The 14,093-nt window shown below is 44.8% G+C and carries 10 protein-coding genes and 1 pseudogene; 5 read left to right on the top strand and 6 right to left on the bottom strand.

The window, feature by feature from the left end:
* Positions 1 to 81: 81 nt before the first annotated feature.
* The 5 genes from hflK to mutL form a co-directional block, all read right to left on the bottom strand.
* Positions 82 to 1,143 carry an FtsH protease activity modulator HflK gene (gene hflK / locus EP181_RS05835; RefSeq protein ID WP_232023340.1) on the bottom strand — a complete coding sequence of 354 codons (1,062 nt, stop codon included), beginning with the start codon at positions 1,141 to 1,143 and terminating at the stop codon, positions 82 to 84.
* A 212-nt stretch (positions 1,144 to 1,355) separates the two neighbouring features.
* The gene (gene hflX, locus EP181_RS05830) at positions 1,356 to 2,651 is read right to left on the bottom strand and encodes a ribosome rescue GTPase HflX (protein WP_127470816.1); all 1,296 of its coding nucleotides are present in this window, start codon (positions 2,649 to 2,651) and stop codon (positions 1,356 to 1,358) included.
* Between the two features lie 169 nt (positions 2,652 to 2,820).
* Positions 2,821 to 3,093 (bottom strand): RNA chaperone Hfq, encoded by a 273-nt coding sequence (hfq, locus tag EP181_RS05825; RefSeq protein ID WP_127470815.1) that lies wholly within the window; start codon positions 3,091 to 3,093, stop codon positions 2,821 to 2,823.
* A gap of 376 nt (positions 3,094 to 3,469) precedes the next feature.
* The gene (gene miaA, locus EP181_RS05820) at positions 3,470 to 4,525 is read right to left on the bottom strand and encodes a tRNA (adenosine(37)-N6)-dimethylallyltransferase MiaA (protein WP_232023339.1); all 1,056 of its coding nucleotides are present in this window, start codon (positions 4,523 to 4,525) and stop codon (positions 3,470 to 3,472) included.
* Positions 4,526 to 4,568: 43 nt separating this feature from the next.
* Entirely contained in the window at positions 4,569 to 6,422 is a 1,854-nt protein-coding gene (gene mutL / locus EP181_RS05815; RefSeq protein WP_127470814.1) for a DNA mismatch repair endonuclease MutL, read from the bottom strand.
* 187 nt (positions 6,423 to 6,609) lie between these two features.
* Here mutL and apbC point away from each other — a divergent pair, with 187 nt between their 5' ends.
* Positions 6,610 to 7,734 (top strand): iron-sulfur cluster carrier protein ApbC, encoded by a 1,125-nt coding sequence (gene apbC / locus EP181_RS05810; protein ID WP_127470813.1) that lies wholly within the window; start codon positions 6,610 to 6,612, stop codon positions 7,732 to 7,734.
* Positions 7,735 to 7,765: 31 nt separating this feature from the next.
* Here the strand turns inward: apbC and EP181_RS05805 are convergent, their stop codons facing one another.
* Positions 7,766 to 8,068 (bottom strand): STAS domain-containing protein, encoded by a 303-nt coding sequence (locus tag EP181_RS05805; protein WP_127470812.1) that lies wholly within the window; start codon positions 8,066 to 8,068, stop codon positions 7,766 to 7,768.
* Between the two features lie 248 nt (positions 8,069 to 8,316).
* Between EP181_RS05805 and metG the strand changes: the two are divergent.
* The 4 genes and pseudogenes from metG to rsxC all read left to right on the top strand — a co-directional run bounded on the left by metG (position 8,317) and on the right by rsxC (position 14,086).
* Positions 8,317 to 10,472: pseudogene (gene metG, locus EP181_RS05800) on the top strand (methionine--tRNA ligase).
* 33 nt (positions 10,473 to 10,505) lie between these two features.
* Positions 10,506 to 11,081, top strand: a complete 576-nt coding sequence (gene rsxA, locus EP181_RS05795) for an electron transport complex subunit RsxA (RefSeq protein ID WP_127470811.1) — start codon at positions 10,506 to 10,508, stop codon at positions 11,079 to 11,081.
* A gap of 57 nt (positions 11,082 to 11,138) precedes the next feature.
* Positions 11,139 to 11,735 carry an electron transport complex subunit RsxB gene (gene rsxB, locus EP181_RS05790; RefSeq protein WP_127470810.1) on the top strand — a complete coding sequence of 199 codons (597 nt, stop codon included), beginning with the start codon at positions 11,139 to 11,141 and terminating at the stop codon, positions 11,733 to 11,735.
* Positions 11,732 to 14,086, top strand: coding sequence for an electron transport complex subunit RsxC (rsxC, locus tag EP181_RS05785; RefSeq protein ID WP_127470809.1), 2,355 nt, complete (start codon positions 11,732 to 11,734; stop codon positions 14,084 to 14,086). The genes rsxB and rsxC overlap by 4 nt, the downstream gene beginning before the upstream one ends.
* Positions 14,087 to 14,093: the final 7 nt, after the last annotated feature.

Here is a 14,093-nt window from a genome sequence, read left to right as displayed (position 1 = left end):
AAGGTGTTGCGCTGGCTGGAGTGCCTGTTGCTACACCCTGTGCTGGAGCAAACGGAACCGCTTGACCTCCTACCATTTTGTCTAAAGGCAGATACAGTAAATTATTACCGCTTTCAGAGCCAACAAAATCTTAGTGGTATTGGTTAATACATTCGACACAGCGTCAATATATAAACGACTGCGCGTTACTTCAGGTGCCTTTTGGTATTCGACCATGATACTGGTAAAACGTGCTGACTCCCCTTTTGCTTGTGCAATCACTCGATCGTGATACGCACTGGCTTCTTCTAATTCACGTGCTGCTGCACCACGAGCTTTTGGTATAACATCGTTAGAATAAGCTTCTGCTTCATTAATTAAACGCTCACGGTCTTCACGAGCTTTAACAACGTCGGCAAACGCTGACTGAACTTGTTCTGGCGGTTGAGCGTCTTGCAAGTTTACACTGGTAATTAATAAACCACTGTTGTAAGACGTTAGACGCTCTTGGGCCAAAGTTTGTAAACGAGACACTACTTCATTTCGTCCCTCAGTTAAAACAAAGTCCATAGTGCTTTGACCAACTACTTCACGCAAAGCACTCTCTACCACTGAACGCAAGGTTTCATCAGGGTCAGCCGTTTCAAATAAATATTGATTGGCACTTTGAACCTGATACTGAACAGCAATCTTAAGATCAATAATGTTTTCGTCTTTGGTCAACATAAGTGATTCTTCAGTCACGTTGCCAGCCTTGCTACGAGAATCGGAGCGGTATCCAATTTCGGCCGTACGAATTTGGTCAACGTTAACAACGCGAACCGCTTCAATAGGGTAAGGCAAGTGCCAATGCGGACCGGCTTTGGTTTCTTCTACAAACGCTCCAAAGCGCGTTACAACGCCACGCTCAGCTGGGTCAACAATATAAATACCCGATAGCAACCAAACCACCACAATAACGGCAAAAATAATCATACCGACAAAACGATTGCCTGCATTATTAAATTGATTGCCGGCACCGCCCAAGATAGATTGTGCTTTTTTTAATAAAGCGTCTAAATCAGGGTCATTATTTTGCTTCTTAGGCGGCTGATTGCCACCATTGTTATTTCCAGAATTACCCCAAGGGTCTTGTCCGGGTTTACCTGGTTCATTCCAAGCCATTTAAAATTCTCCATGCATTGGGCATCTTGACACGTCCACTGAGCGCGGACATTAAGCTCACTATTCTAGTGATAAAGGTTAAAAAAGTCATCTATTAATACAATTTATAGGCCATTTACGAGTCGTTGTGTGCGTAAAAAGCTCATATTACAAAGGTTGTTACTCATTAAACGCCTTCATAAACGGCCTGGAAACCTCAATTTTTGTCAGCTTCACTCTAAGATTTTAGCCTCTAGAAGTTCCGGCCAGCTTTTAATTGAATCCCATTCCTGAGCGGTTAAAGTCATTTTGAACAGACTGTTGCCGAACTCATCAAACCCTTCTTCTAAAATAGTGCCTAAACTGTAAAGCTCAGAACGTTTTTTAGCGGCTTGCATACTTAAGGTAATGGACACAGTAAAGAAGGTTCCCTTAAAAAACGAGGCGACCGAATTCATAAGTAAATCAATGCCCGAACCACTTTTGGCCGAAATCCATACGCGCTGCGGGACGCCATCTTCATTAAAGTCAACTTTAGGTTCAACCGCGGGCTCTAACGCATCTATTTTATTAAAGACCAACAGTTGAGGCACGCCATCAGCCCCTACCTCTTTAATAACCTCGTAGACGTCTTGCATTTTTTCTTCACGGTGAATATCTGCAGCGTCGACCAAATGAATCAATAGATTAGCTTCACTGGTCTCCTCTAATGTCGAACGAAACGCGGTAACCAAATCGTGTGGAATGTGACGTATAAAACCAACGGTGTCGGCAAAAATAACCGAACCAGCACCCGGTAAATGTACGCGCCGCAAGGTAGAATCGAGTGTGGCAAATAACCTGTCCTCAGCGTACACCCCTGCGTTAGTCATTTGATTAAACAGCGTTGATTTACCTGCATTGGTGTATCCCACAATAGTTACTGTGGGCACATCCGAGCGTTTTCGTGAACGACGCCCTAAACCACGCTGTTGACGTACTTTATCAATACGCAGCTCTAACTGCTTGATTTTAGCTTGAATAAGTCGTCTGTCAGTTTCAAGCTGAGTTTCACCAGGGCCGCGCGCACCAATGCCACCTTGTCGATCCAAATGCGACCAGCCTTTAACCAATCGGGTTGACATGCGTTTTAACTGCGCTAACTCAACTTGCAACTTTCCCTCATGAGAACGTGCACGTTGCGCAAAGATATCTAAGATTAAACCCACTCTGTCTATTACGTGACACTCTAATAGATTGGACAAATTACGCTCTTGAGCAGGCGTCAATGCGTGATTAAAAATGACAACGTCGGCTTCGTATAATTCAACGGCCTGCTTAATTTCTTCAGCTTTACCTTTACCTACAAATAATTTAGGGTCTGGCTTGCTGCGCTTGGTGGTTAATAGTGCACAAGCTTGCGCTCCAGCCGAGTCGACTAGTTCATATAATTCATCTAACTCTTCACGATCAGCTTCGTCATGCAAATCAACATGCACCAGCACAGCGCGTTCTAACTCTCGTCGTTCAAGACGATCAAATAATTCCATTTAGGGGGCTCGTTAAATTATGCAACAAAGCAAGATAAGAAGGTTTGCTGTAAAGGCAAAATTTATGGCATATACAAGTTTGGATATGTCAGGTTGAGCATGAACTGACTTTAACATCAGTTTAAGAACCTTATTGTGTGCAATTATTATTTATGCGACCACAATAAAGTTATTCTGGTAAGTCAACCGTTCCAATCTCGTCACTGCTGTTTTCATACAGCTTAGGGTCGCGCATTGGCACAATGGTTGAAATAGCGTGCTTATAAACCATTTGAGTAACATTGCTTCTAAGCAGTACTACAAACTGGTCAAATGAATCCACTCGCCCTTGAAGCTTTACGCCATTAACCAAGTAAATAGACACACTGATTTTTTCTTTGCGTAACGCATTTAAATATGGGTCTTGAATGGGCAATGCCTTAACCAATTTTTTATTCTCCATGATTTTTCCTGTTTTTATTTTTAGAGATGTTTATGTTGCTTCATGAGTATATTGAGACCTTTGCACGAGTGGATGTACGGCCAAAAATGGTTAAATTTTTCCTGCTTTTCGTTGGCAAACTTGTGAATAGCCAACTATTCACAAGTTTCCCACTCAATCAGGTAAGTTTTTTCGCATTTTTTTCTCGTACCCCACTCGTGCAAAGGTCTCATATTGTTAGTTTATCGCTCACGCTTTTAGTAAGAATTTTACAGGTGTAAAGATTTCTTGTTATTTATACGAGTTATTAATGTCGCCGTTTGTTTAAAGCATACCATAGCGGCCACACGCGGTTTTATCAATAGAGTTTATTGGCTTTATTAAAAAAACATGTATTTTAATGGCGAACATGACTCTGTATTAAATTTAAAACCCCCTCCAAACGTTCAATTCGTGTTGTCGAAAACGGGTCAAAAAGTTCTAAATCGGGTTCTTTACGCAACCATGTTAGTTGGCGCTTTGCTAATTGGCGTGTCGCCACCAATCCTTTTTCTATAAACGTTGGGTAATCGTAATCACCCTGTAAAAACAACCAGGCCTGGCGATATCCAACACTGCGCATTGCGGTTAAATCGGCGTGCAAATCACCTCGCTGCATTAATTGCTTAACTTCTTGCAACAAACCTTTTTCCAACATCTGTTCAAAGCGCACCCCAATTTGATCATGCAATTTAGAGCGATCCTGGGGTAATAACGCCACCTTAATTAACTTAAAGGCGCTTAAGGATGGCTTGGGTAAAGCCCGCAGCTCGGTTAAAGTCTTGCCTGACGTTTTGAAAACCTCTAACGCGCGAATCAGTCGTTGCGGGTCATTAGGATGAATTCGCTGCGCCGACACCAGATCAATGTCGTGCAACTGAGCGTGCAATTGACTTGGGTCTTGTACCCACAATGCTTGTAATGCCTCACGCACCGATTTATCAGCTTCGGGCAAGTCGGACATGCCCTGTTGCAGTGCATTAAAGTACATCATTGTTCCCCCTACCAATACGGGCAAACAGCCTCGCCCTAATATGTCGGCAACCAAACCGTGCACGTCTTCAACAAACTCAGCGGCTGAATAGGTTTGCAACGGGTCGTGAGTATTGATTAAATGATGAGGCACTGTGGCCAACTCTTGTGCCGTAGGCTTTGCAGTTCCCACGTCCATTTGTCGATAAATAAGTGCTGAATCTACACTAATTATTTCAATAGGAAGTACACGAGCTAAATCCATAGACAGCTGACTTTTACCCGAAGCGGTTGGCCCCATAATAGCCAAACAGGTTTTTTGAGCAATGCATTGCTCAGCCATTTTAAGCCACTGACTAAGTTGTTCAGTGCTAAATAAGCCCGGGGCTACTTTAAAGTTGTTTCGTATATTTAAATTTATTTCTTTATCTTTTAACTTCATAACGTTAAAGCAATCTCTTATGTATCTTTGTAATGTAAAGCAGTTACTGGCCTCGCATAAAAAGGCTGTCTAATTGTCCCATCGAAAGCTCTACCCAAGTAGGCCTACCATGATTGCACTGATCCGAACGCTCAGTTACTTCCATTTCTCTTAGCAATGCGTCCATTTCGAGCAAGCTTAATGTGCGATTTGCACGCACTGAACCATGACAAGCCATGGTCGATAAAATTGCATTAATGCGCTCTTCGCTGCGCTGAGTTTGCCCGGTCACAGCTAAGTCGGCCAACATATCGTTTATTAATCCTACCACATTACTTTTAACCAGCATTGCAGGCACAGCCATAATTTTTAGTTGCTGTGGCCCCAAAGGCTCGATTTCAAAACCCAGCTGGGTAAATAAATCGCGCTGCTCATGCCATACATCCACCGCTAGAGATTCTACACCCATAGCAATAGGCACTAATAACGGTTGACTGATAATGCGTTCATTGTTCCATTGCTTTTTCATGCGTTCATACACAATGCGTTCGTGTGCGGCATGCATATCCACCAATATTAAGCCCTGTGTATTTTGGGCTAAGATGTACACACCATGTATTTGTGCTTTAGCAAACCCCAAGCGCGGCGTTACATCGCTAGACGGGGTATTATTATAAGTGGTATACGTTGCATTGGGCTCATGTAATGTGACCAGGCCTGGTGAGTGCGAATAATTCGCATAATTTGGCGCATTAAACATACCGCCAAGCGGTTGCTGAAACTGCTGTGCTGCAACTATGTCTAGACTGCGATTTTGATTGTATAAGGGCGTATTTTGATTTACATAACCAGATTGGGAGGTTTGTCCACTTGCCTCAAGTGCCGTACCACTGCCGTGTTGTGCCATTAATGGCTTGGCTACCGCGTCACGCACACTGCGGCGTAAAAAATCGTATAGCCAGCGACCATTGGCAAAACGAACTTCGTACTTGGCGGGGTGAACATTAACATCCACCCAATCGCTTGGCAGTTCTAAAAATAATAAATACGCTGGATGACGACCGTGATACATCACATCGGCATACGCCTGTTTTACAGCGTAAGACAGTAAACGATCGCGCACCATGCGACCATTTACAAATAAATATTGCATATCGGTTTGGCTGCGATTAAAGGTTGGCAATCCAACCCAGCCTTTGACGACTAACTCTTGAGATTCAAACAAAATCTCTACACTTTGTTCGACAAATGCATCACTTAGTAAGATGGATAGGCGCTGATTAATGGCTTTATTGTCCAACGCGGGAGTCACCTGGCGCAACAGCTTGTGATTATGCCAGAGTTTAAAGCCAACCTCAAAACGACTTAACATTACTCGTTTAACCAGTTGTTCTATTTGTAAAAACTCTGTTTTAGAAGAGCGTAAAAATTTTTTTCGCGCCGGCGTGTTAAAAAACAAGTCGCTCACATTTACGCGGGTACCTTCTGGGCAGGCGGCTGGTTTTAGCGCGCTCCATTGTGCATCACCTTCGCTTTGCAATTGCCATGCCGCCACATCGTTATGGGCTCGGCTGGTAATTTCAAATCGTGAAACCGAGCTTATACTCGCCAAGGCCTCACCTCTAAACCCAAGCGTAGTCACGCAAGCTAAATCGGCGGCTGTTTGTATTTTGCTAGTAGCGTGACGACTTACTGCCAGCAGCAACTCATTTTTAGGAATGCCGCTGCCATTATCGGTCACTTGAATACGCTTTTCGCCACCTTCTTCAATGTGAATCTCTATAAGCGTAGCGCCAGAGTCTAAAGCATTTTCAAGTAACTCTTTTACCACCGAAGCCGGGCGTTCGACCACTTCGCCGGCGGCAATTTGGTCGGCTAAATGCGACGGTAATTGAGCAATGGGTTGACGATTGAACATAAAAACGCAATAAATACTCTAAAAATAAAGAACAAAATTATAGCACCGCAACCGGTTGTGTTTGGATAGATTTTGCGCAAACAACCCACCATAAGGCAAATGCGTTAACGGCAAACCAGGCTAAAAAGAACTAAAACTGCTAAACTGGGCACCAATATAAAACAGACATATAAGGTAAATCGTAATTATGGGCATTTTAAACACGCTTTTTGGTAATGGAATCTCTGAAACCTTACAAACCCAAATTGAACATCAACTTAAACTTTGTCTTGAACCAACCAGTCAGCAAGACTTTTTAGCCCTTAAAGCCATCAGTCAATTGCAGCTTAAAAAAAAGCAACTTAGCTTTACCTTAGCGTTGCCTTATCCGTGCAAAAGTCTTTGGCCGAGCATGCTGCAAACCTTAAGTCATTCACTCACACAAATTACCGAAATTGAAAGCGTACAGATTCATTTTGAAACTCGTATTGTGGTGCATGACGCTCAAGCAGGCATTAACCCTTTACCAAACATTAAAAACATTATTGCCGTGGCTTCTGGCAAAGGCGGCGTTGGCAAGTCGACCACCAGCGTTAATTTGGCTTTAGCATTGCAGCAAGAAGGTGCTAATGTTGGCATTTTAGACGCCGACATTTATGGTCCTAGCATTCCCACTATGCTAAATATTAAAGACAAACCACAATCGTCCGATGGTAAAAGCATGCAGCCGCTAATGGCCTACGGCTTACAAGTAATGTCAATTGGCGCGCTAATTGAAGAAGACTCGCCCATGATATGGCGTGGCCCAATCGTTACGCAAACCTTAACGCAACTCTTAAAAGAGACCAATTGGAGCAATTTGGATTATTTGATCATTGACCTTCCACCCGGAACAGGTGATGTGCAGCTTACATTGTCACAGCAAATTCCGGTTACGGGAGCCGTCATTGTGACCACCCCGCAACAAGTTGCACTTATTGACGCTAAAAAAGGCTTGAAAATGTTTGAAAAAGTTGCCATTCCTGTTTTAGGTATTATTGAAAACATGAGTACACACATTTGTTCAAATTGTGGTCACGAAGAGGCTATTTTTGGAGAGAATGGTGGACAAAAAATGGCGCAAACCTATCAAGTTGATTTTTTAGGCAGCTTACCGCTCGATAAACGAATTCGTGAAGAAGCTGATACCGGAAACCCTACGGTTACCGCCGAACCTAATAGCGAGATTGCCTTTAAGTACCGCACCATGGCGCATAAAATAAGCAGTAAAATCGGTATTCAAAAACGCAGTTACAACCATGTTTTTCCAAAGATTGTGATTCAAAATACCTAAAGACCTTTGCACAATTACCTATGCAAATGTCTCAAGGGTTGATGCTAAACAATCGGTCAAACTGAGCAATTTTTAAAATACTCGCTACATCACCGTGCACATTTACCAGCTTTAAACGTTTTTGATCACCGGCCGTTTTTTCTCGCAACAGCAGTAACATGCCTAGCGCAGAGCTATCAAGGTAAGAAGCGTGTTTGCACTCTACAATAAAGTGCGTTTGTGGGTCATTGTGGGTTTCGATAACCTCTTTAAATGCTTGGTAACCACTAACATCAAAACTGCCTTCAATGGCGATGGTCACCACATTATTTTTTTCTTTAATGTTTAAACTCATCCTAGCGTGCTCCAAAATAACAAGACATTAATTATAAGTGCTAAAACAAGCTTTCACCAGGCCTGGTCAAAGCATCAGCCTTTAATATTAATTAACATTAAAGGCATTACTCAAAATTTTATTTTTTACCTAAAATGGCGCTTCAACAAAGCGCACATTGACCCGCAAAATAGCTATAATATCGGGCTTGACTGGCTTAGCCGCCGGTATATTACGCACAAAACCATCGTCTAAATGTGGAATCCTCAATGTCAGAAACGTCACACAATCATTCGCACACTCACCTTGTTGCGCAGTCGCCCAGAAAGATTTTAATTACCAGCGCACTGCCTTACGCCAATGGTCCTATTCATTTAGGGCATTTGGTCGAGTACATTCAAACGGATATTTGGTCGCGTTTTCAAAAAATGCGTGGACATCACTGCACCTACATTTGCGCCGACGATGCGCACGGCACGCCTATTATGCTTAGAGCCGCGGCCGAGGGCATTACCCCAGAGGCGCTCATTGCTAAGTCGTCCATTGAACACCAAGCGGATTTTGCTGGATTTAACATTGAGTTTGACCACTACGGCAGCACGCATTCACTCGAAAACCAAGCGTTGGCCAGTTACATTTACACCCAGTTAAAAGACAAAGGTTACATTTCACGCAAGACCATTTCGCAATTTTACGATCCAGAAAAGGCAATGTTTTTGCCCGATCGTTTTATTAAAGGCACCTGCCCAAAATGCAAAACCCCAGATCAATACGGTGACAATTGCGAAGCTTGTGGCGCAACCTACAGCCCGACCGATTTAATTGACCCAAAATCGGTTATTTCGGGGGCAACACCCATTGAAAAAGACACCGATCACCTGTTTTTGAGTTAGGTCAATTTGAAACCATGCTTAAAGAGTGGACGCACGCCGGCCATTTGCAGCCGCAAATAGCCAACAAACTTAACGAATGGCTGCAAAGCGGCTTGCGTGGTTGGGACATCTCGCGCGATGCACCCTATTTTGGGTTTGAAATCCCGGGTGAAACCAATAAATATTTTTACGTTTGGCTGGACGCACCCATTGGCTATATGTCGAGTTTTAAAGCCCATTGTGAGCAATCCGATCTAGACTTTAACGACTACTGGAAACCCGATTCAACCGCCGAGCTTTATCATTTTATTGGCAAAGACATCATTAATTTTCACGCGCTATTTTGGCCCGCCATGTTGTCTGGCGCAGGGTTTAGAACCCCGTCTGCCGTCTTTGCGCACGGCTTTTTAACGGTCAATGGGTTAAAAATGTCCAAGTCACGCGGCACCTTTATTATGGCCAAAACCTATCTTGAACAAGGTTTAAACCCAGAGTATCTGCGTTACTACTTTGCCACTAAATTAACCAGCCGCATTGACGATTTAGATTTAAATTTAGAAGACTTTGCCCAACGCGTTAACTCCGATTTAGTCGGCAAAGTCATCAACATCGCCAGCCGTTGTGCGGGCTTTGTCACCAAACAATTTAACGGTCAACTGTGCAACCAATGGTCGGATCAATCTGCCGAGTTGTACGCCAGTTTTAGCGCTAAAAGTGAAGAGATTGCTCAGCATTACGAAGCGCGCGAATACGGTCACGCCATGCGTGAAATTATGGCGCTGGCCGACAAAGCCAATGAATACATTGCACAAAACGCGCCCTGGGTGTTAGCCAAACAAGCAGACCAACAAGCGCAATTGCATGAAGTAGTGAGTCTAAGCCTTAATTTATTTAGAGTATTAATGAGCTATTTGACCCCCGTATTGCCGGCCACAGCCGAAAAAGCCCGCGCATTTTTAAACGTAACCGATTGGCAATGGAATGCGGTGGCCACACCATTAATGAACCACCGTATTGAAACCTTTAGCCCGTTAATGAGGCGTTTAGAGCTTGAGCCTATTGAAAAAATGGTCAACAATTCGGCTCAATCGCTTAACCCTAACGCCGCCCCGGATGGCAAAAAGGGCGATAAAAAAGTGGTGACGAATACAGCAACTGCCAATACGGTGACTATCGCTGATACTGAGCGTCAAATAGACGCTAAAGCCGAATATGAAACCCTTGCGGCTGAAATAAGCATTGATGACTTTTCTAAAATTGACTTTAGAATCGCCAAAATTATCGACGCGCAAGCCGTGCCAGAAGCCAATAAACTTATTAGGCTAACGTTAGACATTGGCTTTGAACAACGCCAGGTGTTTGCGGGCATTAAATCGGCGTACAATCCGGAAGATTTAATCGGTAAATTGACCGTGATGGTGGCTAATTTAGCGCCACGTAAAATGCGTTTTGGGGTGTCTCAAGGCATGGTGTTGGCGGCCAGTGACGGTCAAGGCGACTTTTACATTTTGTCGCCAGGCGATGGCGCGCAACCCGGTATGCGAGTTAAATAATCCTAACTTTTTAATATGTTAAATAGGCTAAGCATGCAAGAGTATATTCTCATTCTTATCAGTACGGTGTTAGTTAATAACTTTGTATTGGTTAAATTTTTAGGCTTGTGCCCGTTTATGGGTGTGTCTAAAAAAACTGATGCCGCACTGGGAATGGGACTGGCGACCACGTTTGTCATGACGCTTTCGTCGGTGCTCAGTTACATTATTTACACCTATTTACTGCAACCGTTTGGCCTAGAATATCTGCAAACCATCGGCTTTATATTAGCCATTGCCGCCGTGGTCGGGTTTACCGAAATGGCCATTCACAAAACCAGCCCCGCGCTGTATCAAGTGTTGGGCATTTATCTGCCGTTAATCACCACCAACTGCGCGGTACTGGGCGTTGCGTTGTTAAACGTCGGTGAAAAAAACAACTTTATCGAATCGGCGGTGTATGGTTTTGGTGCGGCCGTGGGCTTTACGTTGGTGATGATTTTGTTTGCTTCTATTCGTGAGCGCGTTGACGCCGCCGATGTGCCTACGCCGTTTAAAGGCGCGCCCATCGCCCTGATTACAGCCGGTTTAATGTCCATGGCTTTTATGGGCTTTGGCGGCTTGGTTTAACATGAACGCATTATTTAAATCATCAAAAACCTTAACTTACATTGACCAGGCCTGGTCATGTTAGAAGCTATTATTATTTTTACCCTGTTAGCCCTGTTGTTTGGTTTATTACTGGGCTACGCTGCAGTACGCTTTAAGGTTGAAGGCAATCCAATCGCCGAGCAAATTGACAAAGTACTACCACAAACACAATGCGGGCAATGTGGTTTTCCAGGCTGCAAACCCTACGCCGAAGCCTTGGCACAAGGCAATACCGAAGTTAACTTGTGCATTCCAGGTGGCACAGAGGTCATGATTAAAATTTCTGAAATCACCCATCGCGAACCCAAAGCGATGGACGCCACCGCCGTTGAAACCAAACCGAAAACCACCGCGTTTATAGATGAAGATTTGTGCATTGGCTGTGTGCTGTGCATTAAAGCCTGCCCGGTGGACGCCATTTTGGGCGCCACCAAATTAATGCACACCGTCATTCAACAAGAGTGCACAGGGTGTGAACTCTGCGTCCCCGTTTGCCCGGTGGATTGCATTGAGATGCGGCCTGAAACAATCACCACCAAAAACTGGAAATGGCCTGACCCCGTAGTTCCGACGGTTCAAGACCCCATTACTTCAAGTGATGCGCCAACCCAAAAAGCGCAGGAGGTGTTATGAACTCAAAAGTGCACAACCCCGCTCATTCCGCTAATGAAAAACGCTCTAAATGGTTTAGCGCAGTGCTTCAGTCATTCCTAAAGGGTTTAGCTCGACTCTATCCAGCGGCTAAGCGCGGGTTATACCGCTTTCACGGTGGAATTTTTCCGCAATACAACAAGTCGCTTTCGGCCAAACAGCCAATTCACGCACCGATTATTCCAGAACGCTTGATTTTGCCTTTGCAACAACAAGTTGGGCAACCGGCCGAGCTGTTGGTAAAAGTGGGCAGTTACGTCAAAAAAAATCAACTGATTGCTCGTTCCAATAAAGACGCGACTAAAGCCTTGGTGGTACCCATCCACGCCCCTACTTCGGGCACCATTATTGCAGTTGAACCCTTTACCTTGCCGCACCCTTCGGGCTTAACCGATTTGTGCGTTATTTTAAAACCCGACCAACTTGACGTGGCCATTAACAACGTCTTACACGTCGATGCTTCTGTGCCAAAAACTCCGCAAGCGCTTAAGGACATCTTATTTAACGCCGGCATTATTGGTATGGGGGGTGCTGGGTTTCCGACTTACGCTAAAATTCCGGCGCAAAAAGGTCAAATTCACACCTTAATGATTAACGGAGCCGAATGCGAGCCGTTTATTACCTGCGACGATTTGTTAATGCAAACGCGCAGTGACGAAATTATTCAAGGCGCCATAATGACCGCGCACGCCTTGGGTGCTGTGACAATTCTATTTGGCATTGAAACCAACAAGCCCGAAGCGATTAAAGCCGCTCAAATAGCCGCCAATAACGCCGCACAAAAATTTACCGATGACCCGATTGTACAAATTATAAGTGTCGCCACGGTTTACCCCATGGGCGGTCAAAAACAACTTACTCAAGAGTTAACCGGCGTAGAAGTCCCTAAAAAAACCCACTCGGTTGATTTGGGCATGCTGATGATGAACGTGGCCACCTTTGCCGCCATCTATCGTGCAGTAACCTACGGCGAACCCCTTACCTCGCGCTTAATTACCGTGAGCGGCTTAGGACTGCATAAACCGTTTAATATTCAAGCCCTGATTGGCACACCTTTTGATGTATTAGCGCAAGCCGCCCAACCTAAAACACCGTTAAACTACCCATTAATTGTGGGCGGTCCAATGATGGGCTATCAAGTAAAAAACAATCAAGTACCAGTAACAAAAACTTCAAACTGCATTTTAGCCAACCCACCGCAACCCATCGAGATGCAAATGCCCTGCATTCGCTGTGGCGAGTGTATGGACGCGTGCCCTATTAATTTATTGCCCCAGCAAATGTATTGGCACGCGCAGGCGCATGAATACGATAAAGTCGAAAAACTCAATGTCTTTGATTGCATAGAGTGCGGCTGTTGCAGTTTTGTTTGCCCAAGCCACATTCCCTTGGTGCAATACTACCGTCACGCCAAAGCCGAAATCAAAGAGTTGCACGTCCAAGCTCACGCCATTGATTTAGCCAAACAGCGTCACGAATTTAAATTGGCTCGCATTGAGCGCGAAAAGCAAGAGCGTGAAGCGCGTTTAAACGCCAAAAAAGCCGCTGTAAAACAAGCTATAAAACCGCCCGCTCAAGAAATAACCAGCACGCAAGACACCACCATGCAAGTTGCACCAAAACCGGTGTCTGCTGCCGCGGCCGCCGCTAAAGCTGCGGCAGCCAAACGTGCTGCACAAAAATCCGCTGCTAAAATGGATGAAATAGACGCCGTTGCTGTGACGTTTAACCATCCCAGCATTGACCCCAGTAACCATAATCAAGCATTGCCCAATGTTGAACGTCATGTTGAAAATCATGTTGAGCCTCACATTGCGCCAAGCAATCCACCAAGTCTTGAACCCACGGTACTCGATTTAAGCGCCATGCCCCCGGCTCGTCGGCGCGCCATAGAAGCCGCTCAAAAAGCGGCACTCAAGTCAGCGCACAAGTCAGTACAAAAGGCTGATACACCAGATAATTATGCATCTCAACCACAGATAATCGATTTAACGCAAGCATCGGTGAGCTCTAACACTACTAATTCGAGTTCGGCGGCATTAGACAAAGAGAATGCGCGCAACGCGGCCATGCAAGCGGCGCGCGATGCGGCTCAAAAACGTAAAGCCAGTGTGAGTGCCGCTAAACCGCCTATTCAAACCCAAGCGCCAACTGACCTATCCTCAAACGACTTAAACGCCATCGACTCGGTTGCCGACGCATCGACAATTGCGTCAAAAATTGAACCGACGCTGGCACCCACAGACTCTCCAGAAAGCAAGCGCGATAAAGCCGTGGCGGCCGCACGTTTGCGCGCAGCTCAACGCAAAACCCAATCACAGGAGCCGCACTAAGTGATCC

This window comes from Thiomicrorhabdus aquaedulcis (genome assembly GCF_004001325.1).
Taxonomy (GTDB): Bacteria; Pseudomonadota; Gammaproteobacteria; order Thiomicrospirales; family Thiomicrospiraceae; genus Thiomicrorhabdus; species Thiomicrorhabdus aquaedulcis.
Note: the sequence above shows the minus strand (reverse complement) of the source record. Positions and strands in the feature narration are given on the sequence as shown.

Excerpts from the sequence above, each read along its gene's own strand:
- hflK (WP_232023340.1), bottom strand. The coding sequence starts at position 1,143 with ATGGCTTGGAATGAACCAGGTAAACCCGGACAAGACCCTTGGGGTAAT.
- hflX (WP_127470816.1), bottom strand. The coding sequence starts at position 2,651 with ATGGAATTATTTGATCGTCTTGAACGACGAGAGTTAGAACGCGCTGTG.
- hfq (WP_127470815.1), bottom strand. The coding sequence starts at position 3,093 with ATGGAGAATAAAAAATTGGTTAAGGCATTGCCCATTCAAGACCCATAT.
- miaA (WP_232023339.1), bottom strand. The coding sequence starts at position 4,525 with ATGAAGTTAAAAGATAAAGAAATAAATTTAAATATACGAAACAACTTT.
- mutL (WP_127470814.1), bottom strand. The coding sequence starts at position 6,422 with ATGTTCAATCGTCAACCCATTGCTCAATTACCGTCGCATTTAGCCGAC.
- apbC (WP_127470813.1), top strand. The coding sequence starts at position 6,610 with ATGGGCATTTTAAACACGCTTTTTGGTAATGGAATCTCTGAAACCTTA.
- EP181_RS05805 (WP_127470812.1), bottom strand. The coding sequence starts at position 8,068 with ATGAGTTTAAACATTAAAGAAAAAAATAATGTGGTGACCATCGCCATT.
- rsxA (WP_127470811.1), top strand. The coding sequence starts at position 10,506 with ATGCAAGAGTATATTCTCATTCTTATCAGTACGGTGTTAGTTAATAAC.
- rsxB (WP_127470810.1), top strand. The coding sequence starts at position 11,139 with ATGTTAGAAGCTATTATTATTTTTACCCTGTTAGCCCTGTTGTTTGGT.
- rsxC (WP_127470809.1), top strand. The coding sequence starts at position 11,732 with ATGAACTCAAAAGTGCACAACCCCGCTCATTCCGCTAATGAAAAACGC.